The sequence below is a fragment of the Bradyrhizobium sp. USDA 4516 genome (assembly GCF_054055915.1).
Window position 1 is genome coordinate 1 of sequence record NZ_JBSRXT010000001.1, and the last position, 21674, is coordinate 21674.

General features: G+C 62.0%; 21 protein-coding genes and 1 pseudogene. 8 read left to right on the forward strand and 14 right to left on the reverse strand.

The window, feature by feature from the left end:
* The 4 genes from ACVI1L_RS00005 to ACVI1L_RS00020 form a co-directional block, all read left to right on the forward strand.
* Positions 1–1102: hypothetical protein (locus tag ACVI1L_RS00005; protein ID WP_456781991.1), on the forward strand; the 1102-nt coding region annotated here is incomplete at its 5' end.
* A 209-nt stretch (positions 1103–1311) separates the two neighbouring features.
* On the forward strand, positions 1312–2154 hold the full coding sequence (gene tcmP / locus ACVI1L_RS00010; RefSeq protein ID WP_456781992.1) for a three-Cys-motif partner protein TcmP: 843 nt from the start codon (positions 1312–1314) through the stop codon (positions 2152–2154).
* On the forward strand, positions 2154–2906 hold the full coding sequence (locus ACVI1L_RS00015; protein ID WP_456781993.1) for a DUF5131 family protein: 753 nt from the start codon (positions 2154–2156) through the stop codon (positions 2904–2906). Before tcmP ends, ACVI1L_RS00015 begins: the two co-directional genes overlap by 1 nt.
* Positions 2907–2942: 36 nt before the next feature.
* The gene (locus ACVI1L_RS00020; RefSeq protein WP_456781994.1) at positions 2943–3452 is read left to right on the forward strand and encodes a hypothetical protein; all 510 of its coding nucleotides are present in this window, start codon (positions 2943–2945) and stop codon (positions 3450–3452) included.
* A 76-nt stretch (positions 3453–3528) separates the two neighbouring features.
* Here the strand turns inward: ACVI1L_RS00020 and ACVI1L_RS00025 are convergent.
* The 3 genes and pseudogenes from ACVI1L_RS00025 to ACVI1L_RS00035 all read right to left on the reverse strand — a co-directional run.
* Positions 3529–3750 (reverse strand): annotated as a pseudogene (locus ACVI1L_RS00025) (SOS response-associated peptidase); the annotation flags it as partial.
* A 16-nt stretch (positions 3751–3766) separates the two neighbouring features.
* Positions 3767–4186 (reverse strand): lipocalin-like domain-containing protein, encoded by a 420-nt coding sequence (locus ACVI1L_RS00030; RefSeq protein ID WP_456781995.1) that lies wholly within the window; start codon positions 4184–4186, stop codon positions 3767–3769.
* A gap of 26 nt (positions 4187–4212) precedes the next feature.
* Positions 4213–4626: a hypothetical protein gene (locus ACVI1L_RS00035; protein ID WP_456781996.1), complete on the reverse strand. Its 414-nt coding sequence runs from the start codon at positions 4624–4626 to the stop codon at positions 4213–4215.
* A 411-nt stretch (positions 4627–5037) separates the two neighbouring features.
* Here ACVI1L_RS00035 and ACVI1L_RS00040 point away from each other — a divergent pair, with 411 nt between their 5' ends.
* Entirely contained in the window at positions 5038–5601 is a 564-nt protein-coding gene (locus ACVI1L_RS00040) for a hypothetical protein (protein WP_456781997.1), read from the forward strand.
* An 811-nt stretch (positions 5602–6412) separates the two neighbouring features.
* Here the strand turns inward: ACVI1L_RS00040 and ACVI1L_RS00045 are convergent.
* From ACVI1L_RS00045 to ACVI1L_RS00060, 4 genes are all read right to left on the reverse strand, one after another.
* A complete protein-coding gene (locus tag ACVI1L_RS00045) occupies positions 6413–6538 on the reverse strand; it encodes a hypothetical protein (protein WP_456781998.1) in 126 nt (41 codons plus the stop codon).
* A 187-nt stretch (positions 6539–6725) separates the two neighbouring features.
* The gene (locus ACVI1L_RS00050; protein ID WP_456781999.1) at positions 6726–7775 is read right to left on the reverse strand and encodes a DUF4238 domain-containing protein; all 1050 of its coding nucleotides are present in this window, start codon (positions 7773–7775) and stop codon (positions 6726–6728) included.
* A gap of 63 nt (positions 7776–7838) precedes the next feature.
* Complete coding sequence (locus ACVI1L_RS00055; protein ID WP_456782000.1) at positions 7839–8513, reverse strand: hypothetical protein; 675 nt, start codon at positions 8511–8513, stop codon at positions 7839–7841.
* Positions 8514–9275: 762 nt separating this feature from the next.
* The gene (locus ACVI1L_RS00060; protein WP_057020553.1) at positions 9276–9908 is read right to left on the reverse strand and encodes an invasion associated locus B family protein; all 633 of its coding nucleotides are present in this window, start codon (positions 9906–9908) and stop codon (positions 9276–9278) included.
* A 268-nt stretch (positions 9909–10176) separates the two neighbouring features.
* On the opposite strand from ACVI1L_RS00060, the gene ACVI1L_RS00065 reads away from it, so the two are divergent.
* Both ACVI1L_RS00065 and ACVI1L_RS00070 read left to right on the forward strand, forming a co-directional pair.
* Positions 10177–10641, forward strand: coding sequence for a GNAT family N-acetyltransferase (locus ACVI1L_RS00065; RefSeq protein ID WP_057020554.1), 465 nt, complete (start codon positions 10177–10179; stop codon positions 10639–10641).
* A gap of 84 nt (positions 10642–10725) precedes the next feature.
* Entirely contained in the window at positions 10726–11760 is a 1035-nt protein-coding gene (locus ACVI1L_RS00070) for an AI-2E family transporter (RefSeq protein WP_456782001.1), read from the forward strand.
* Here ACVI1L_RS00070 and ACVI1L_RS00075 read toward each other — a convergent pair.
* The 7 genes from ACVI1L_RS00075 to xoxF5 form a co-directional block, all read right to left on the reverse strand.
* Positions 11757–13475 carry a metallophosphoesterase family protein gene (locus ACVI1L_RS00075; protein WP_349535944.1) on the reverse strand — a complete coding sequence of 573 codons (1719 nt, stop codon included), beginning with the start codon at positions 13473–13475 and terminating at the stop codon, positions 11757–11759. The two genes, ACVI1L_RS00070 and ACVI1L_RS00075, sit on opposite strands and share 4 nt — an antisense overlap.
* A gap of 66 nt (positions 13476–13541) precedes the next feature.
* A complete protein-coding gene (locus tag ACVI1L_RS00080) occupies positions 13542–14681 on the reverse strand; it encodes an epoxide hydrolase family protein (protein ID WP_456782002.1) in 1140 nt (379 codons plus the stop codon).
* A gap of 310 nt (positions 14682–14991) precedes the next feature.
* The gene (locus ACVI1L_RS00085) at positions 14992–15945 is read right to left on the reverse strand and encodes a hypothetical protein (protein WP_229188799.1); all 954 of its coding nucleotides are present in this window, start codon (positions 15943–15945) and stop codon (positions 14992–14994) included.
* Positions 15946–16082: 137 nt separating this feature from the next.
* Positions 16083–16646, reverse strand: a complete 564-nt coding sequence (gene gfa, locus ACVI1L_RS00090; RefSeq protein ID WP_016847312.1) for an S-(hydroxymethyl)glutathione synthase — start codon at positions 16644–16646, stop codon at positions 16083–16085.
* A 33-nt stretch (positions 16647–16679) separates the two neighbouring features.
* Positions 16680–17789: an S-(hydroxymethyl)glutathione dehydrogenase/class III alcohol dehydrogenase gene (locus ACVI1L_RS00095; protein WP_024580243.1), complete on the reverse strand. Its 1110-nt coding sequence runs from the start codon at positions 17787–17789 to the stop codon at positions 16680–16682.
* A gap of 49 nt (positions 17790–17838) precedes the next feature.
* Positions 17839–18321, reverse strand: coding sequence for a c-type cytochrome, methanol metabolism-related (locus ACVI1L_RS00100; RefSeq protein ID WP_038376554.1), 483 nt, complete (start codon positions 18319–18321; stop codon positions 17839–17841).
* Between the two features lie 123 nt (positions 18322–18444).
* A complete protein-coding gene (gene xoxF5 / locus ACVI1L_RS00105; RefSeq protein WP_028336921.1) occupies positions 18445–20250 on the reverse strand; it encodes a lanthanide-dependent methanol dehydrogenase XoxF5 in 1806 nt (601 codons plus the stop codon).
* A gap of 420 nt (positions 20251–20670) precedes the next feature.
* On the opposite strand from xoxF5, the gene ACVI1L_RS00110 reads away from it, so the two are divergent.
* A complete protein-coding gene (locus ACVI1L_RS00110; protein WP_016847804.1) occupies positions 20671–21645 on the forward strand; it encodes a helix-turn-helix domain-containing protein in 975 nt (324 codons plus the stop codon).
* Positions 21646–21674 lie beyond the last annotated feature (29 nt).

Genomic DNA, 21674 nt, shown 5'->3' on the forward strand with positions numbered 1-21674 from the left:
CCGCAAGATGATGGAGGCAAAGTTTATGACCGAGCCCGCAGGCTTTGAACCTGGACCTGTAGACCCAGCGCCAATCAGCTTTGGCTTCCACGGCCAGCCAGCGTTCGATCCGCTCGACCTGCTGCCGCCCGGCGCTGCCGACCGGCTCCGGCAATTTCGGCAGCATGTTCAGGACAGGCACGCCCTGACGGTGCCGTTTCAGGAGATTTCCGAGGCGAACACCGCGAAGCTCGAAGAGGCCAATCGGCACCGGCGGTTGACCGATCATCAGCAACACGGCGGCTTCAACCTGAAGGCCGACGACCCGCGCGTCGTTGCCGCACAATCCCGTCTCGACAAGCTGACCGACGACCACCAGCGGCTCGTCGCGCGCAATGAGATGCGGTCGCAGGAGTGGCGTGAGGCGGCCCAGACGCTGGCAGCGGTCGAGGCTTGGCTTGGCGACGGTCGACCGCAAGGCACGCTGCTGAAGGACTTCAAGGGTCCGGAGCCGAAGCTCGTCGCCGGAGAAGACATCCTCTCCGCGCTGGACAAAGCCCGCAGGCGCGGTCGCGAGCTGCGGGCTGACGTGAACCGCATCCGGAGCGCGTCGTTCCCGTTGAGCTACTGCAAGCAGCGCATCCGCGAGCAGGTTGCGGCGCGCAAGCGTGCGCCGGATGTCTCGCCGCTCATTGAACATGACGGCGAAGTAGTGTGGCCGACGATGCAGGTGCAGGTGAACGTGTACAACGCGCAACCCGGAGCGGTTGGGTTTGCCGAAGTACCTGACACTCTCGGATCGGATTTGTGGAAGAACGAAGATGCATGGATCGCTGCATTTGACCGCGAGTTAGCCAGCGAGGCTGACGACAAGGCTGCGCTGTCACCCGCCGAACGCCAGAAGCGCGAGGCCGAGGTGCTGAGCGACCTGCTGGCCGTCGAGCGCGATGAAAGCGCGCTGGTCTGGCGCGCGATGGGCGAGCAGTTGCCCGTGACGCACCGCGCGGACTGCTCACCGTTGGCCATCCTGCAGTGCGAACTCGTAACGGCTCCGCGCGGAAGCGGCTCGCCGGGCACCACGCCGGGGCTTTCATTCGACTTGCTCATCCCGGGGGCACGATGAATTGCGAACCGCGCCGTCACGGGTTGGAGCCTCATTTCGCCGTGACGGCGCGCAGGGCCGGGGTGGTGTGCTGGCGCATGGCATCCCGGCCCGCCTCCGACGCGCGAGCCAGACTGTTGCCCGGCGGGCTCAATCTGCGAGAAAGTGCCGTCGCGTTAACCCTCAACCTTTGGCGGTGTGATACTGCTTTCCGCCGGGGGGCTGTTTCGATGGCCAAAAAGACGATTAAACTCGATCTCGACGACGGACTGATCATCGGCGAGGTTGGTCCGTGGGCGGTCGAGAAGCACGACAGGGTGCGAAGGTACATTCAAGCGGCGCGCGGCGCTCGCGCGAAGTTCTTGCCTCCGAAAGGGAACGGCGGAGCGACCTACATCGAACTCTACTCCGGCGCTGGCCGGTCACTCATCAAGGGCACAAACCAGATCATCGACGGCAGCGCCGTGGTCGCATTCAAGGCGGGGCGTGAGAGCGGCCATCCATTTTCCCAAATGCACCTTTCCGATCTGGAGGCGCAGAATTCATCCGCATTGGCCCAGCGCCTGAAAGCGCTCGGCGGCTCGCCGACAAGCTATGTCGGCGAGGCAAATGTCGTTGTCGATCAGGTGATGCGCGCGATCAATCCGTATGGCCTCCACCTCGCTTTCCTTGACCCCTTCAATCTCGCGCAGCTCCCGTTTTCGATCATCGAACGGATGCTGCGGGTGCAGCGAATGGACATGATCATCCACGTCAGCCTGCAGGACCTGCAGCGCAATCTTGACAGGCACTCCCGTGTCGGCGGAGCGTTCGACGTGTTTGCGCCGGGATGGCGCGATGCAGTTGACGTGAACCAAGCAACCATTGCGTTGCGGGCGGCGTTTATCGATTACTGGCTGCTGTCCATTCGCTCGCTCGGCACGCATCCCGCCACAGGTATTCCGTTGATCGTCGGCGAAAGGAACCAGCGCCTGTATTGGCTGGTGTTCGTGAGTTCAAATCCGCTCGGACACAAGCTCTGGAATGACGTACAAAACTTGGGCGGCCAAGGGTCGCTATTAGAGGGACTGTGATGGCTGATACCCTGATCGAGTGGACCGACGCGACATGGAACCCGGTCGCTGGCTGCACGGTGCTCTCGCCCGGCTGCACGAACTGCTACGCGATGCGCATGGCGGCGCGGCTCGACGCGATGGGCATGCCGAAATATCGGGGGCTGACGCGCAAGAGCGGCAAGCGCGCCGTCTGGACCGGCAAGGTCAGGCTTGATCACGACGTGCTCGGCATCCCCGCACGATGGCGAAAGCCGCGCCGCATTTTTGTGAACTCGATGTCGGACCTGTTTCACGATGCCGTTCCGGCGAAGTTCGTCGCTGCTGTCTGGGACGCGATGTCGGCAACGCCGCAGCACACCTATCAGATTTTGACGAAGCGGCCTGATCGAATGGCTGAGATCACCGCGCCGTTGCGACGGCTGCCGAACGTGTGGCTCGGCACCAGCGTCGAAAACGCCGACTATCTCGGGCGCATTGATGACCTTCGCAAGGTCGATGCTGCCGTCAGGTTTGTCTCATTCGAGCCGCTTCTCGGTTCGGTAGACGGGGCCGATCTGACCGGCATCCAGTGGGCAATTGTCGGCGGCGAGAGTGGCCCGCGTGCGCGTCCGATGGCCGAGCAGTGGGTCGCAGAGATCGAGGTCGCCTGTCGCAAAGCAAAGACCGCGTTCTTCTTCAAGCAGTGGGGCGGCGTTCGCAAAAAGAGCACCGGCAGGCACTATCGTGGGCGCACGTTCGACGAGATGCCGCGCGCCGCCGCGATGTCGTGATCCGCGCTTTCGTTCGCCCGGCCGTGAGGTTCACCGATGGCGCTTGATTGGTCGTTCGAGCCGGACCCGGCATTGAAGGGGTCCTACTATCGAAGGCTGGAAGATATCCCTCGCGCTCTCGCCAAGTTTGAGGTGACGGCGCTTCCGGCGAACTCCCCGGCGCAGTTCATTGCCTACTATTTCGGGGTCGAGAAACTGGCAAAGGCAGTCGTCGGGATATTTGGATCGGTACCGGCGGATGAAGCGTTTGACTTCGTAGCGGTCAACCCGGGCAAGATGAAGCTCGCGGCGCGGTCTATGGGGCTTCAGATTTCTGATGCTGACATCGACACGTTGTTTGTCCGTGATGACGATACGCAGCAGCCTGACACCGCCCGCGAAATCCGCAATCGGCTTGGCCACGATTTCGGCCCGACGCAGGTGGACCACATCCGGCACCACGCGCCACGACTGATACCGATCATGGTCCGGTTCATCCATGATGATATTGACCCTGTGCTGAAGCATCTGCGCACGCTGTGGGCGACATCAAACGCGCGTCCGTGAGTTATGCTGCCGCCGCTCGATCCTCTTTGTCGGCCCCACGCATGACGATCTTAAGCGCATCGTCCGGCAGCGGGCGCTGCATGTTGGTGACCGGCGGCCCACCCGTACGTGGCGGTGGCGGCATGCCCCAGCGCATCGTCACCATCTCGGTGCCCGTGTCGGTGTTGCGGATCACCGGCGCGGGATAGTCGGGAAACACGCCGGGCATCGGCGGAAGGTTGCCGACGTAGCGGTTGACGACGCGAAAGAGGCGAATGATCGCCTCTTGGTTGGTCGTGATGCTGTAGAGGTTGCACATCGACTGCGATCCGGGATCATTCCTTTCGCCACATCAATACGCCGCGAGTGCGCCGTCCGGGAAACTTCGGACGCTCTTGGAAGTCCGTCATGAGCGACAAAGTATCACCGTCTCGCTTCAAGGTCCGAAGCTGGTCTGTGCCAATCCAAGCCGGAAGCCATGCGCTGTCCACAATTGTGCTGAGACGGTTACCTTCGACGCGGTATCGGCCTGAGTACGCACACATACTACCGATGAGTTGATCGGCTGTTGCTGAAGCGATGCGATCACCAGCTGTCAACAAGGCCAGCAATCGCCCTTGTTCGGTAAAAGTAACAAACCCCACAGGATGCTCATCCCACCATGGCTGTAGCTCGTTACTACCTTCGGTCTCGACCTGAAATGAAATGAGTTTCCAAGTGCCCACAAGCGGATTGGTATCAGCAGACTGTACCATCATCTCCTCCCGTCGAATGGTAGTCCTCAGCGTTCGCCCGGCAACCACGTCGATGGCGGGTCATTCGCCGTAATCTTGGTAGCTCGCAGCGCGATCAGATGGCTGCGCTTGAACGGTCGCCCCTGGAGCCGGGAGCATTCCTTGCAGCGCATGTAGCGCTCCAGCTCATGAACCGGCGTCGACTTCGGGCGTCGCACGATGTCGAGCGCAACGGTCTGGTTGGTGTTGCAGCCGAGGCAGCGCACTTCGAGATAGCCGTACCCGGCGTTGAGCGCGTCGCCCAGCGTCGGCGACGGCTGGGCCGGTCCCTTGAAGCCGAGCATGCGCGCGTTCCAAGCCTCGCAGGCCAGCCGGTCTGCTCGCTTGCGCGCTTCCGCCGCCTGCTCAGCCGCCGCGCGGACGGACGCGCCATAGATGCTCTCGCGAGATTTGGTGCCCACGATCGACGAAAGATCGCTCAGAGGTCAGCCGGTCGGCAAGCCGCTACGTTTAGCGGCCAATCGCGCAGCGGGCACAACCGGCCGGTCAAGAGCGGGCGGACCCGGGTCGAAGGTCCGCAGGCGCGGCAGCGGCCGAAATAGTGTCGGAAAGCTGATTTCTAAATGAAAGCAATGTTTTACAAAGCGCCAAAGAGCTGGCTGAAAGTGGAAGCTCGGGGTTCGCCCGGGCTTCCAACGGAGCAAGCGCGTGCAAGAAAACCCGAAACCGTTCACGGTCCTTCGACCGGCACCCGGCCAGAGCCCGAAGCCGCTGTTTATCGTTCACGCCTAAAGCCTCGAAGCGGCCCGCCAGATCGCTGCCGCCAAGATCGCAGGCGAGACAATCGTCGTCCCGGTCAAGGGAGCGGGCCGATGATCCCCGACACCATGAACGGCCTTCCCGCGATGGCCTGCGTCAGCGCGATGCAGAAGTGCATCCGCCGGGGCATGGAGCGCGAGGCCATGGAGTTCGCGGTCGAACTCATGCACACCTCGAAAGCCTTCCACACCATGGTCTGCAATCGCCTTGAGGTCATATCGCACGAAGACCTCGACACCTTGGCCGCGCCGCACGTCGTGCCGTTCGTCGCGACCGCCATCGCGCAGAGCAAGGAGCGCTACAGCAAGTCCATCGGTGAAGCCCGGCTGATGATCGGCAACGCGATCCGCATCATGTGCCGGTCGCCGAAGTCGCGCGCCGGGTGCCACTTCGGCGCGGCTGTCGGGCTCCGGTCCATGCTCGAAGACTTCGCGCCGACAATCCCCGACTGGGCCAACGATCAACACACGCTCACCGGGCGCAAGCTGGGGCGCGGCCTCGATCACTTCCGCAAAGAGGGCGCGAAGCTGATCCCGCCGCCGACCGGCACCGACGCCTACGAGGACGAGGCATTTCGGTTGTGGAAGCTGAAGCAGGAGCGCAGCAGGCGGCGCTGACCACAGCCTTGTCAGCGCGCCCCCGATCAAGCGACCGCCGAATGGTGACTGACATCGGCACTGTCAGTCGGGTGCTGTCCGTACCCGCTACGATGCCTCCCTAACCTCCGTAGCTCGGGCACTCGATAGGCAACGGCTTTGCGCCGGGCTTTCTGCGCTCATAGCCAGTGCAGTAATTCTTGATGCATGCCTCGTTTCGATGGCCCATGCATGCATGGCACCTTTCGACGCAATCTTCAAAGGTCACGCCGGGGCGATGCTGGTCAATGAGCCGTTTGGGCTTCTCCTGCCCCTGAGCCACGACAGGGAGGACAGCCAGACCCAGAACGAGCAATGTGATACGCGATGTCATGGCCGATCCTCCTTCCTCTCGACCCCTAAACTGGCGCGGCGTGCTGGAACTTGATGCAGATCAATAGGCCGTGGTCACGGCTCCCGCCCCGCGGCTACCGCCCGTCATCCTGCCACGGCATCGTCGGCAGCGACGCCGAGCCCCCGGCCCGTACCTATGCCAGGTCTGAGGGCGGGTTGGATGGCTGGCTCGATTAGCTGTTAACTCCGGCAAGTGCGCGATCCCAAACTCCAGCGAGCCATGCCAGACTTGGGGCGTTCAGCCATCGGGACGAGCCCATGCGCCTAAGCCAATTGCAGCGACGGTACACCATCGTCCGCTATCACAACGGATGGCCTGCCGAGGACATCATCACGTTCGACAGACTGCCTGACGTTGACGAATGGCTCATCGCGAACATCACACCGGAACGACGCTACCGCGTCCGCGTCGACAGCCCCAACGAGCAGACCTACTACCTCACAGACAGACCGACGACTGTGGCCGGTCGAGACTTCCGACCGCGATACGAGCGCTAAGCAGCGCGACGGCGACGACGACCGCCGCGATGAAGGTCGCAACCTCGACCGGCGACATGGTCCACATCGCGCCCGCCATTGTGTGCAAAGCGGTACAATAATTTAGCGCGATATGAAAAATTGCAAATATCCAGATATCTCGGCGTCGCGCGGCCCCCGCGAGGCCCCCTCCCTATTCACAGTACCTTAGCGACCGCTTTCGGAAGGCCGCCGTGCTTATGAGGTTCGATCCAAACGGACACCAAGGGGGCGGCCTAGCCTTGGAGCCACTCTTCTTTGCGAACGTGGCCCGCGCCTGTACCATTGGAGAACGTTTTGATGGGGTCACGATACTTGAGCTGCGATAGCCAACGCGAAGGAACGGGATAACGGACCCCAGAATGGACGATTGATCTCGAATTCGGAACCCGGGTCTCCTCCTCTTTAACCTCCTTGAACACACGCTTTTCGCCGTCGTCGCTCACCATCAGGTAATAGCGTGTCACAAACCAATCTTCGATGCGCCGAGGTCTCGCCTCCTCAAATTGCCTGCGAACGTATTCCCCCATCTCCCATGAGGAAAAGTATATGTTTGCGGCGGCCTTCAGGTATTGCAGTTCGTTCAAGGCCTCGGCGTCGCTGCTCTTCTTTAGGAGGACGCGACCCGCTACTAGCGACGGTATCGTGTAAACTTGGTTGTCGTAACACAGCACCGCCAGACGCGGCGTCAACGGCATTATCAAGATGTACCCCGACGTTGCGACGCCGAACCCCTCGGCATTCATCCTCTGGCTCATCCACTTGTTCGTTGCTATCGCCGGGTCGTCCGATGTAACGAAATCGATATCAGTCCTGTTCTCAACGATGCGGACCCTCAGGTCGGCGAGGAGCGGCTTAGCCTCGGTGCACAGTTTCATCGAAACCGACATGATGTCGTCGAGTGTAGGTTGCGGCATCACATGCTCCGGTACGTCATTTAGCATCGCTTCTTCAGCTTCCTTGATGCGCTTCATAGCGATCTCGGTGCGCCGAAGTTGCAAATAGCTGAAGAACCGCAGCAGGCTCAAATCGTCATCGCTCTCGTGCTTGGCCACAACGCGGCGAACGGCTGCGGCGTAGTCCCCCTCAATCTGCTCAAGCTCCGTTTCAAGCACGCCGTCGGTGCCATAGAAATAATCACGGGCACACTGGCTTTTTACCGGCGCATTCGGAATGAGGAGTTTTTTGACCGACGTATATAGGTTTATCGCCTTACCTTCTTCGTTGAGGGAAAATGGCTTGAAGTGGCAGCGCGGCACAAAGTGATTGTTCTTCTTGTCAGGCATCGTCAGTCATCCCTAACAACGACCGCCCAACCTTTTGCGATGCTCGCCGCATTGCCGCTCATCTTATGCAGATTTCCGGCTCCACCAGTGCTTCTTTTTCTGCGCCGCATAGGTGCGGTCGATGATCGGGCGGCATCGTCGCTCGGTCTCCTCGACGAAGCCCTTTATGCGAACATCCACCCGATCCACGCCGGGATAATCTGCCAGATACACCTCGGCCATACCGTCCCACACGTCGCACTCCATTCGCGTCCGCCGGTTATCGGCATCCGGCCCGACAAACGGGCGGTAGCAGAGGTGCTGCGCGGAAACCAAGACATACGCGCGAGCCTCTCGGATCAGTTTAAAGCTATCGGCTGCTGGCACACCAAATAGCGCCATGTATCTCGGACGCAACTTCGCGAGCCGCTCGAACATGCCCGCATGTTCATGCACTCTCTTCAAGATCGCATAGAATGGACCACGGCCGCTCCATTCGGGTTCGCCTTCGCCGTCCCGGCGCGGCATGTCTGCGTACTCCGATCCGAGTGTTCCCGGGTTACGGATAATCTCGAACACCTCTTGGCACTCATAGGCGAGCTCAAGAGCTTCGATGGCGATGTCAATTCGCTTCTCTTCGATCTTTTCCCGCCTCCACCGCTCGAAGGTTCGGAAGCCGAAATAGGCGATACCAATCGTGACGAAGAAGCCGATGATCGTAAGCAGCGGCGTCCACCCAAACGCCCATGGATCAGTCATTGAGGCCCCCACGACAGCGCCAGCAGGATTAGATGTAGTCGTCATTTCTTCTTCAATGCCCCAGCGCCCCACGCGAGAAGGGTAGCGCCATTCAGCTGCGGGCTAAGGTTGTTTTGCGAGATACCCACAAGTCCCGGCAGGGACACCCGGGTGAGGCAACCGCAGCAGGCGGCAGCAATCAGGCCAGCGGCGAGGGCGCAGGGCAGCACATCGCGGCAAAGATAAGCGACCGGACCGCGCATCGGGTAGGAAGGCCGTAGAGAGGCCCGGCGGAAGGGGCTAACAGAATACCGGCCAAGGCCCGCGCCCGCACGGGCGGCCACGCGCGGCGGCAAAACGGGCAGCCAAAGCGGAGAGCGACGGAGCGAGAGAGCGGCCAAGGGTCGCGAAATCGGGGACCGCGCGCACATGTGAGACAAGGGCCTAATAGGTCCCGGCGGGTTTCGGCAGGCCTTCCGTTCTTTCGCTAAAATCCGGAGAATGCCTTAGTTTTCAGGCGTTTCCATCGTTCTCAATAGCCCAGAAAAATGGCTGGACATCAGGACCACACGACTTCGCCGTCCGCTTCGCGTGCTCTCGTCAGTACCACGCTCGGCGTCCACCGCATCTCACACCGCGTTCATGACGACCGCGAAGCGCCCCTCAATCGGGTGAGACGGGCGGAATTGGATCACTGATTTGCCCGACGACGGAAGCGGGATTTTGCCCGTCGGGGTGATTTGTCGCAGCCATCGTGCGGTGGACCACGGAGCGTCGTGCCGCTCAGCTTCCGAGCTGAATGGTGCGCTCCAGCGCCGCGGCGAAGCCGTTGAGGGGGACGTTAAAGACGACAGCCTGCCCGTTGCTGATGCTCTGTGCGGCAACGGTGAGCATTTTGGCCTTGCTGATGGTGTCGGTCACGGCCGTGGGAAAGGATACCGGCAGCAAGCAGCCTTGCGCCGTGCAGGTGGAGAAGCGCGTCTGTGTGAGATCCTTGCCGTCAAGCTTGAGGACGGCCCCGGCGTCGAACTTCAGCCCGAACGGCATCAAGATGTTGCCTTCGGCCTTTCCGTCCCTGGGAATCAGTTCGATGGCGAAGATTTGCTGATTGGTTTCCTTGGCGAGCTGTGTCTGCCCGAGGGTACACAGCTTGGCCCCGCCGTCGAGCTGGCATTTGACGATCCAGTCTCCGTAGGTCTCGCTGATCGCGGAAGCGCCTTTGGGAAGTTGGACGGCGCGGACTACGCCGTCCATCGCGGACGTCTGGCTCCGTGTGTCGATCGGCATGGAGACGGTGCTCCCACTCGCATCCGACACATCGGGAGTTCGGGCGGCTTGCGCCGAACCGACGCCGACCATGACGACGAGAGCAACGATCGCCCGAAGACGCCTGTCTGCTGCGCTGACCGTCACCATTGCATTCACTCCGCCTCGTTACGTCCCGAAACCGATTTGCCTCTTCGTCGGCGCATTCGTGGGTATAATTCCCACGTGAACGAGATACGTCTACGTGGAGTTGCAAGAGCTGATCGCCGCCGGTGTGATTGTTGCTGCGGCGGGTATTTCTGGGCAATTGCACGTGAAGCCAGGACCGCGAACAAGCAACAACGCAAATGGTAGTCCGGCGCCGCCACCTTGCTCCCGTGATTTGCCCGCGGGGCGCGTTTTCAACTAAGCTCGCCGGATGGACATGCTCGTCAAGCTCTACGCCCTACCCGATTCCCGGCCCGCATACGATCGATTGCTCAAGGCCGGAATTGTCATGCGCCGCGCGCTCGCCCCGGAAAAGCACAAGGTTGTGGCCTGGGTGCGGGAGACATTCAGCGAGGCGTGGGCCAGCGAAACCGAGGTCGCGTTCAGCCGCCAACCTGTCTCCTGCTTCATCGCGATCCAGCAAAAGAAGATCCTCGGATTCGCCTGCCACGACGCGGCCTGTCGCAACTTCTTCGGTCCGACCGGTGTCGCGCCGAAGGCGCAGCAGGGCGGAATCGGCAAGGCGCTGCTGTTTGCCTGCCTCGAGGACATGAAACACCAGGGTTTCGGTTACGCCATCATCGGCGGCGTCGGGCCGGCGGAATTCTATACGAAAGCTGTCGGCGCGGTGGCCATCGAAGGCTCCGCGCCGGGGATCTATCGAGGATTGCTGTAGCTGCGCCGCAAGTCCATTTCCGTCTTGTCGCGCTACGAGACAGACTGACAATGTCTGCGTTCACGGAGATCGGGTAGTCCAAGGATGGCTGGCGGGTTGAAGATCACGACCGGCATCACCGCCGCGGTGCTAGTCATTGCGGCGGTGGCTCAGGCGCGCAGCGTGCTCGCCCCGCTTGCGGCCGCCCTGTTCATCATCGCGATCGTCTGGCCCGTTCAGCAACGGCTGCAGTCGTGGCTGCCGAAACTCCTCGCGCTCGCCATTACCGTCGTTGTTACGGTTGCCACCTGCATCGCGTTTGCCTCGCTGGCAGCATGGGGGTTCGGCCGCGTCGGGCGCTCCTTGATCGCGGATGCGGCGCGGTATCAGGCCTTCTACGATGCCGCGGTGATCTGGCTCGACGGCCATGGCGTCTCGTTCGCCGGCGTCTGGGCGGAGCATTTCAATGTCGGCTGGCTGCTGCGCACCACGCAATACGTCACGGGGCGCGTCAACACCACGTTGAGTTTCTGGCTCATCGCGCTGGTCTATGTCGTGCTGGGACTTCTCGAGGTCGAAGACGCTGGTCAACGAATCCAGCGGTTGGAGAATCGCACAGCTGCCCGCGTCCTGCTCAAGGGCAGCAAAGCGACGGCCGTCAAGTTTCGTAAATATATGCTGGTGCGGACGCAGATGAGCGCGGTCACGGGTCTCTTGGTCGGCCTGTTCGCCGCTGTGACCGGGCTGCCATTCGCATTCGAATGGGGCGTGATCGCCTTTGTCCTCAACTACGTTCCTTTCGTCGGTCCTTTCATCGCGACGCTGTTCCCCACGCTGCTCGCTATGACGCAGTTCGAGAGCTGGCCCGCGGTGTTTGGCGTGTTCGCCTGTCTCAACGTCATCCAGTTCGTGGTCGGCAGCTATATCGAACCGCGGGTGGCCGGTTCGACATTGTCGATCTCGCCGTTTCTGGTGCTGTTTGCGATCTTCTTCTGGAGCTCTCTTTGGGGCTTGTTCGGGACCTTCATCGGCGTACCGATCACGCTCGCTATTCTGACCTTCTGTGCCGAGAGTCCGTCGGCCGCATGGATAGCCGATCTGTGTGGCGGATCGCACCAAGACAAGCCGGAAGCGTCCTAGCTTGCGGCAATCTCAACCCGCTCGGGCTCTGCGAGGCAGAGCTTCCGGTTCGGGCCGACCATCATCTTGTGGATATAGAAATAGCTGGCTGCATCGTCGGCCCCCATCACCGGCGACGGGGCCGAGACGATCCTCGACGCACCACATGTACCGATCCAATCGATATGCCTGTGACCGTGCATCACCACCGAGCGATCGGAAAACCTTTGCAACCTGCGTACAAACCAGCTGCCGTTGATCAAGGCTGTCCCAATGCGCTCGGCAAATGTCTTCACCGGCATGGGGTATTCCATGACGTGATGATGTAGCGCGATGGTCCAGCATGCCGTCGGAAAATGACGGATCGCAGCCTCCAACCGCCGCGTTTGCGCTTCCGAAACCAAACCGAGCGCGTTGGTGAAGGAGAAGTGGGTTTCGGCGTTGGAGTTGAGAATGGCGATCCCGAGGCCACCGTCCTGGTCCGGCGGCAGGATCATTGGGAATTGATCATCAAACAGGCCACGGAGCGCCGCTGCGCGGCGCACACCCCCGTGCTGCGCAAATTGTGTTATCCGATCATGATAAGGGGCAAGCGCCTGGTTCAGCGTGGCCGACGGTTTGCCGGAACTGTCGATGACGCGCACGCGATCGCCCTGGACGGCCGCGATCGCCGACAGGGTACGCATCTGCCGTAGCCGCTTGCCTGGGCTGAACGGCAGGTCGAGGCGCGCAGGATTGGCACGATCCACGACGTTAACGTCATGATTGCCCGGGAGCATGATGGTCCGTGCTGCAAGCTCGGGATGACCTGCCAATGCATCGAGAAATTCCGCCCATTCGCCGGGCCGACCAGCGTCCGTCATATCGCCGCTGATCAGCACGTGGTCGAGCGGATCAATGGTGTGAATTTCGGCAAGGCGAGCCAACACGCGATTGAAGTGCTCGTTTCCCTGCGGACCGGCGGTTCCGCTTTCGATGCGGAAGCCGTACCGCTCACCGACCACGTGAAGATCGGACAGATGCGCAACGCGCCAGCAGCGGCCTCCGGACGGCGTCGCGTCGAATCCGGCCAGGTCGGCCGGTTGTTCCATACTGGCGTCGGCCACGCTCCAGGCCAGTGATGCGACCGCAAGATAGCAGGACACCAGCACTACGGCGTTCGCGAACGTCGGCAACACCAGACAATGGATCAGAACAAGGTCATTGACGGTCGCAGTCCATTGCGAGGCAGGCCAGGCCAGGGCCGCGATCAATGACGCCCCCGCGGAGAGCAGTATGCCGGCGCCGACCGAGCAACCGCGGCGCAGCCTCGTGCGAGAAGCAGGAGTTGCGCCGGTGCGCCAAAGCAGCTCCGCCAGATGGCCCAGCGCCTCGCGCGTGAAGGCATAACTCGGTTGGACCGCGAGCGCGTTCAGCGACCAGAAGCTTGTTTCCGCGATTTGAAGCAGCGGTCGTCCGCCGAGCCATCCCAACGCCGCGATCACAACCAGCGCCAGCACGGCGCCCACTTCGGACAGGGCAAGAGCGTGTTGCGAAAGGCTCGAAATCCAGGCGGATGCGACAAGTGGCGCAAGGCCGAGCAGTACGCCCGGAAGCAGAAGCGAAACCGTCCAGGCGAACAACAGTTTCGCCGGGCTTATCTCAACCAGAAGGCTACCCAAGATCGCGAACAACGAACGCTGTTCCGGGCTGGCGGCATTGTCCTCAAAGTCGCCGAGGCGGGGATCAAGCAGCACGCCGACGTCCTCCGTTGCACGGCGCATTCTGTCACAAACCGCTTCAGACCAACATACGCGTCAGGCTTAGCGCAGCTTCCCGAAGAACTCGCGCACCTCGCCGATGAACAGCTCGGGTTGCTCGAATGCCGAGAAATGTCCGCCTTTCGGCATCTCGCTCCAGTGCTGGATGTTGGTGAAGTTTGTCTCCATCCATTTGCGGACCGGCGTGACGATCTCCTTGGGGAACACGGCAACGCCGGTCGGCACGCTCACCTTGTGCGGGGTTCGCTTGCCCGGCCCAAAACTTTCCCAATAGAGCCGCGCCGATGACGCAGCCGTCGCGGTGACCCAGTACAGCATGACGTTGTCGAGCAGTTCGTCTCGGCTGAGGATGTTTTCCGGATGGCCGTCGCAATCGGTCCAGGCCCAGAACTTTTCGAGAATCCAGGCCGCCTGCCCGCAGGGCGAATCCGTCAGGCCATAGCCGAGCGTCTGCGGCCGCGTGGACTGCTGCTTGGAATAGCCGGAATCCCAGTCGGCATAATATTTGATGCCGTTGAGCGCCCTCGTCTCCTCCGGCGTCGGCTGCCCCTCGACATTGGGCCGGGTCGACATCGCAAGCGTGATGTGAATGCCGGCGCAATGCGCAGCATCCTGTCCGCCGATCGCGGTCGTCACCGCGGAGCCCCAGTCGCCGCCTTGCGCGAAATAGCTGGCGTAGCCGAGCCGCTCCATCAGGACGGCCCAGGCCGTCGCGATCCGGTCGACGCCCCAGCCCGTCGCTATAGGCTTGGCCGAGAAGCCGAAGCCCGGCAATGACGGGCACACCACGTGGAAGGCATCGGCGGCGCGGCCGCCATGCGCGGTCGGATCGGTCAGCGGCTCGATCACCTTGTGGAATTCGACCACCGATCCCGGCCAGCCATGGGTGATGATCAAGGGCCGCGCCTCCGGATGCTTCGAGCGGACATGGATGAAGTGGATGTCGAGCCCGTCGATTTCGGTGGTGAACTGGCTGAAGCGGTTGAGCCGCGCCTCGCGCTGCCGCCAGTCATAGGTCTCGGCCCAATAGTGGCAGACGTCCTTGATCCATTGCAGCGGCGCGCCCTGGCTCCAGTCGTCGACCAGTTCGGCTTCCGGCCAGCGGGTCCGGCGCAGCCGATTACGCAGATGCTCGAGGACATCGTCGCTGACGGCGATGCGGAACGGGCTGATGGCGGTCATGGCGTCTCCACGGGGATGCTGAACTTTCGGGGAAGATAGGCTGGCGCGGGTCGCCGATCAAACCCCGCGCCGCAAACCCCGCCTGCACGAACCCTGCACGACTAGCCGCGAAATCTGACGACAAGAACCATCATCGGCACCGCGATCTTGCTAAGACATCGGCCACAATAGATCGACATCACGCGCAGGCGATCGAAGCGCTGATGTCGCAGAGGACGGAGCTTGTTGTGGCAATCTATCTGATTAGCATCCATGACAGACAAGATGCCGTGCTGAAGTTGGGATTGCCGCTGGTCAATAGCTCGCCGAGCTATTTGCCGATCGCCACCTCGAGCAGCGCCTGGGCCTGCCTGGTGGCCGCGGCGAAGGCCGGCTGTTGCGGCGCGCGCTCGGTGAAGCAGCGCTTGAACGCATCCTCGCCCTGCTGGCGCAGGTCACCGAGCTTGTCATAAGCCTGCCTGGTGATCTGCTTGCGCTCGAGCCTCTCGGCCGCCGCATCGGCCTTCTTGTTGTAGTCGGTTCGGATCGCGGTGCAGGCCGGCACTTGCACCGCCGGCTCGATCTCGCCATAGGCGACATACATCTTGCCGCCGGCGAGCGCCGCCACGAACACCTCGTCGGCCTTGTCGGGGAACGAATCCTGGGTGCGGCCGGCTAGGAAGCCGTAAGCCAGGGCGGCCGACGCCGGCTTGGCGATCGGTAGGTCGTCGAAATTGACCACCGCGGCATCGGTCGAGATCGCCTGGGTGTAGAGGCCCTCGAACTTCAGGGCGGCATCGACCTGCTGCGGCACGTTCTTGCTGCCCTTGTCCCACCAGGTCTTGTGTTCGTGCAGCCAGCGCGTGAACAGAGGCTCGGTGGTGACGATGATATGGGCTTTCGGCTCGACGAAGCTGCCGTCGGCGCGTTTTTCTCCGATCTTTGCCCCGTCCCTGCCGGTGTCGGCATCGAAGCGCAGGCCGTCCAGCATGCCGAACCCCGTATCGCCCTTATATAGAGTGTCGAGGTTGAGCTGGGCCGGAGCAAAGCCCGGCCGGGCGGGCTGGGACAGGATGGCCGTCAGCTGCCCCTTCAGCTCGTCGCGCGCGGCCACCTCGGCCTTGTCGACGGCCTCATTGATCTTGTTGTCGTTCGACAGCTTGGCGAATTTGGCGATCGCAGCGTCACGCGCGGCGATATAGCGGTCTTCCGGTGACGCGGCGCGGGCCGGCGAAAGCAGCAGGATCGGGGAAAGGACGAGGGCAAAGCGGAAAATAAAATGCATGCCCTGTGGTCGTCCGCAGGGCATGCAAGGTTCAAGGTCACGGGTACTACCAGCATATCCCTCGCCGGCAAACCCTCTGCCGGCGCAGGATCTCGTCAAGGCGAGCCGGTCAGGCCGCCTTTGTCACGGTGCCGTCGTCAGGCCGCCTTGGACTTCGCCACGTGGGTAGCGATCGCATCCATCAGCGGCGGCGACAAGCAGTCATAGGGCTCGAGCCCAAGCTCCTTGAGCCGCGACCTGATCCCGGCCATATCGGCCGGCTTGACGCCGGACTCGATCACCGACGACACGAAGGCGGCAAATCCGGGCGCTGCCGAGCCGGACTCCTGGAACAGCTCGGGATGGATGAAGTCGAGGCCATAGAACGGATGGCCCTTGTTCTCGATCCGGCCGTACATGTGGGTGCCGCATCCGGTGCAGGCATGGCGCTGGATCACCGCCGCGGCATCGACGATCTTCAGCTTGTCGCCGTTCTCCAACACGGTGACGTTCTCGCGCGGCACCACCGCGACCACCGAGAAGGTGGCGCCCGAAGGCTTCCAGCACTTGGTGCAGCCGCAGGCGTGGTTGTGGGCGACGTCGCCCTTGATGCCGACCTTGACCGGCTTGTCCGCGCATTTGCAGACCAGCGTACCGCCGGCAAAACTGCCGGAGCCTTGCTTGACGCCATTGTCGACCGACGGGTGGATATGAACAGTCATTGACCTATCCTCCTAGTGCTTGGTGTTTTGATTTCAGAATACGACGACCGAACGGATCGATTTTCCCTCGTGCATCAGGTCGAAGCCCTTGTTGATCTCGTCGAGTTTCAGCACGTGGGTGATCATCGGATCGATCTGGATCTTTCCGCCCATGTACCAGTCGACGATCTTCGGCACGTCGGTGCGGCCGCGCGCGCCGCCGAAGGCCGTGCCCTTCCAGACCCGTCCGGTGACGAGCTGGAACGGCCGGGTCGCGATCTCCTTGCCGGACTCCGCGACACCGATCACCACCGAGACGCCCCAGCCGCGATGGCAGGCTTCCAGCGCCTGCCGCATCACGTTGGTGTTGCCGGTGCAGTCGAAGGTGTAGTCGGCACCGCCATCGGTCAGGCCCACCAGGTGCTGGACGATGTCGCCGCCCACCTTGGTCGGGTTGACGAAATGCGTCATGCCGAACTGCTTGCCCCAAGCCTCCTTGGAGTCATTGATATCGACGCCGATGATCTTGTCGGCGCCGACCATCTTGGCGCCCTGGATCACGTTGAGGCCGATGCCGCCGAGGCCGAACACGACCACGTTGGAGCCCGGCGTCACCTTGGCGGTGTTGACGACCGCGCCGACACCGGTGGTGACGCCGCAGCCGATGTAGCAGCTCTTGTCGAACGGCGCGTCCTCGCGAATCTTGGCCACCGCGATCTCGGGCAGCACGGTGAAGTTCGAGAAGGTCGAGCAGCCCATATAGTGGAAGACCGTCTTGCCCTTGTAGCTGAAGCGCGAGGTGCCGTCGGGCATCACGCCCTTGCCCTGGGTGGCGCGGATCGCGGTGCAGAGATTGGTCTTCTGGCTCAGGCAGCTTTTGCACTGCCGGCATTCCGGCGTGTAGAGCGGGATCACATGATCGCCCGGCTTGACCGACGTCACGCCGGCGCCGACCTCGCGAACGATGCCCGCACCTTCGTGCCCGAGGATCGAGGGAAAGATGCCCTCGCTGTCGAAGCCGTCGAGCGTGTAGGCATCGGTGTGACAGATGCCCGTCGCCTTGATCTCGACCAGGACCTCGCCGGCCTTGGGACCCTCCAGATCGAGCTCGACGATCTCAAGCGGCTTCTTTGCTTCAAATGCGACTGCGGCGCGGGTCTTCATCTTGGTCTCCACAAAACGTCAAACAGGTTTCTCGTTCGCACGGACGGGCTCACTTCTTGTCGTTGTGCCCCATGCAGGCGTCTTCCGCCTTTCCATAGGCTTCCGACTTGTCTTCGTGCTTGGCCGGCCGAACACGCCCAACCGCGTCATTGGCGCGGGCGCGCAGGTAGACATAGAGGTCGTCCATGTAGCAGGCAACGTTGGGGTTATCGCCGAACGCCGGCATCACGTTCTCCTGCGCCGTGGAAACGTTCTTGCGTCCGCTCGCGACCACGCCCATGAAATCCGCGTAGCTCATGGTCTTCAGCGAATTCGCCAGCGCCGGCGCATAGGTCGATCCCATGCCGTCGGGGCCGTGGCAGACATGGCACTCCGAATGATAGCGGCGATAGCCGGAGTAGGTGTACCAGTCCGTCGTGCCGTCGGCCGTAACCTTGAACGTCGGGTTTCCATCCTTGTCGAGATACTTGCCGTCCTCGGACTTGACGGCGGTCGGGTCGCCAGCGTCCTCGGCGGAGGCAACTCCACCCATTGCCACGACAAAGATCGCAGCACTCACAAACCAGATCTTACGCAAAAGCATATCCTCGCGTGCAGATTGAAGACGGACCGGCGCATGGAGATCGCTCCATGCGCCGGAACGAGGTTGCTCAGCTCACTGCTGCGGCAGCGAGAACACGGTGAGCGTTCCGCCGAGCGCAGTGTAGTTGCTCAGCGCGGCATAGCCGCCGACTGCACCGAGACCGGCCGTCGGATCAGTCAGACCAGCCGCGAGGCCGATGCCTGCCCAACCGCCAACACCCGACAGAATGGCGACGTACTGCTTGCCGCCATGCTCATAGGTGGTGACGTTGCCTATGATGCCGGACGGGGTCTTGAACTTGTAGAGCTCCTTGCCCGTCTTGGCGTCGACAGCCTTCAGGTAGCCTTCCAGCGTGCCGTAGAAGACCACGCCGCCGGCGGTCGCGAGCGCACCCGACCAGACCGAGAACTGCTCCTTGTTCGACCACACGATCTTGCCGGTCTTGCCGTCCCAGGCGATGAAGTTGCCCATGTTGGTCTCACCGGGAGGCGGATACATCGACAGCGTCGCGCCGACATAGGGCTGACCTGCGGTGTAGCTCACTTTGAACGGCTCGTAGTCCATGCAGACGTGGTTGGTCGGCACGTAGAACAGCTGCGTGTCCGGCGAGTAGGCTGCCGGCTGCTCGTCCTTCGAGCCGAGCGCTGCCGGGCAGATGCCCTTCACGTTGACGTCCTCGCCGGCCTTGTCGGTCGACGCGGCATCAAGAACCTTCGGACGACCATAGGTCGGCGAGTCCTTCTTCATGTCGACGCCGGAGGTCCAGTTCACCTTCGGATCATACTTCTCGGCGACCAGCAGTTCGCCGGTGGCGCGATCGAGCGTGTAGCCGAGGCCGTTGCGATCGAAATGCGTCAGCAGCTTGCGCGCCTTGCCGTCGATCGTCTGATCCGAGAGGATCATCTCGTTGACGCCGTCATAGTCCCATTCGTCATGGGGCGTCATCTGGTAGACCCACTTGGCGACGCCGGTATCCGGGTTACGCGCCCAGATCGTCATCGACCACTTGTTGTCGCCGGGACGCTGCTTCGGATTCCAGGTCGAGGGATTGCCCGACCCATAGTAGACGAGGTTCAGTTCGGGATCGTAGGAGATCCAGCCCCAGGTCGCGCCGCCGCCGATCTTCCACTGATCGCCCTGCCAGGTCTTCAAGCTCGAATCCTTGCCGATCGGCTTGCCGAGCTCGGTGGTCTTGTCGTCGACCAGGAGCTGGTCATCCGGGCCTTCCGAGAAGCCGCGCCAGACCTGCTTGCCGGTCTTGATGTCGTAAGCGGTCACATGAGCCTGGACGCCGAACTCGCCGCCGGAGATGCCGAGCAGCACCTTGTCCTTGACCACCAGCGGCGCGGAGGTGCCGGTCGAGCCCTTGCTGGGATCGCCGTTCTTCACCGTCCATTCCACCTTGCCGGTCTTGGCATCGAGCGCCACCAGTGTGGTGTCGGCCTGGTGCAGGAAGATCTTGCCGTCGCCATAGGCAACGCCACGGTTGACCGTGTCGCAGCACATCACCGGAATGACGTTCGGATCCTGCTTCGGTTCGTACTTCCAGACGATCTTGTTGTCCTGCGAAAGGTCAAGAGCATAGACCTTGTTCGGGAACGGGGTGTGGACGTACATGATGTTGCCGATGATCAGCGGGCCACCCTCGTGGCCGCGCAGCACGCCGGTCGAAAACGTCCAGGCGACCTGCAACTTTCCGACGTTCGAGGCGTTGATTTGATTCAGCTTGGAGTAACGCTGATTGGCGTAGTCTCCGGCCGGCATCACCCAGTCTTTCGGGTTCTGCGACATCTTGTGGAGTTCGTCATTGGCGTTGGCCGCTCCGGCGGCAAATACCGCCATTGCCCCAAGGCCGGTCGCGTAAAGCATCTTGCGCATCGTGGATTTCCTCCCAGGTTCAAGAGCTCAAGGGTTTCCGCCGAAACGGCCCCACTTCTTCCATTTTGGTGCCCCAGTCGTAGTCCTCTCGAAGCGCGCTGACTTGCCCAAAAGAGAAGAGCCGTTTGCTCAAAAGCGAAGCTTCGTCAGATTTTTGTCGCCCGGCCCTGAATTGGCTGGAAAGCTTGCTTCATGTTGCAAGGCATCAATCGCGGCCGGCGCGATCCGGATGCCAGATTGACGCGTGCTAAGGTTGCGCTTGACGAGCCCAGAACTAAGTCGGAGGATCACCCGACATTAACCGGGAAGAAATCCCGCCGCCTCCCTAAGCTATTCAGAATCAGGGAGAAGGCGCATCATCCCGGGCCAGACTTAAGCTCGGTGAGCAGTCACGTGGGGATCGAATCGGTGGCTGGAAAGATGTCCGATACAGTCCATTCTCTCAGCACGAACGGATTGACGCCCAAGCGGCAGATTCAGCGCTGGTCGGATGCGCTCACTGACCTTTGCGGCCAGTTCGACGTCGATGCGCTGGAAGGATCCTCGCTCGAAGCCCGGGTCAATTTCACGACGGTATCGCGCCTGAAGCTGTGTCAGATCGAGGCAAGCCAGCACCGGATCGCGCATACCATCTCGCGCATCAAGCTGAGCGAGCACCCCTATATCAAGATCGTGTTCCAGACCCACGGCGTCTCGCATTTCGAGCAAGACGGCCTGCACTTCGACATCATGCCGGGCGACTGCTTCGCCTACGACGTGTCGTGTCCGCACACCATCATCAGCCCGTCGCTGACGCGGCACGAGGTTGTCATCGTTCCAAAGGACCTGCTCAAGGAGCGCGGCTTCCAGCTCTCCAAGATGGCGCCGTGCAAGCTGTCGGCGCGCAACGGCACCGGCCGCATCGCCTATGATTTCGTCCATGCCGCCTTCGGCGAGGCACCGACGCTGACGCCGGTCAACGCCGTCGGCGTGGCTGATGCGCTGATCGACTTGCTGCTGTTGCCGCTGCGCGAGACCGGCGCCATGTTCGACCGCGGCAGCGCCGAGGCCACCTATGTGCGGGCCCAAGGCTTCATCCGCGAGCATCTGCGCGATCCGGATCTCTGCATCGACCGCATTTCCGCGGCGCTCGGTTGCTCGAAGCGCTATCTGCACATGCTGTTCAGCGATCGCGGCATGACGGTCAGCGACTACATCTGGAAGGCCCGGCTGCAGAACTGCCGGCAGGAGCTGGAGTCCCAGAACGGCAAGACCATCACGGACGTCGCGTTCTCCTGGGGCTTCTCGAGCTCGTCGCATTTCAGCCGCGTCTTCCGGAAGTATTTCGGCATCGCGCCCTCCTCCGTCCACAAGGGCCTGCACGGCGGTATGCCGGCGGATGTGGTGCTCGAATAGCGGTTCCATCCGACGCGCAGGCGTTGCGC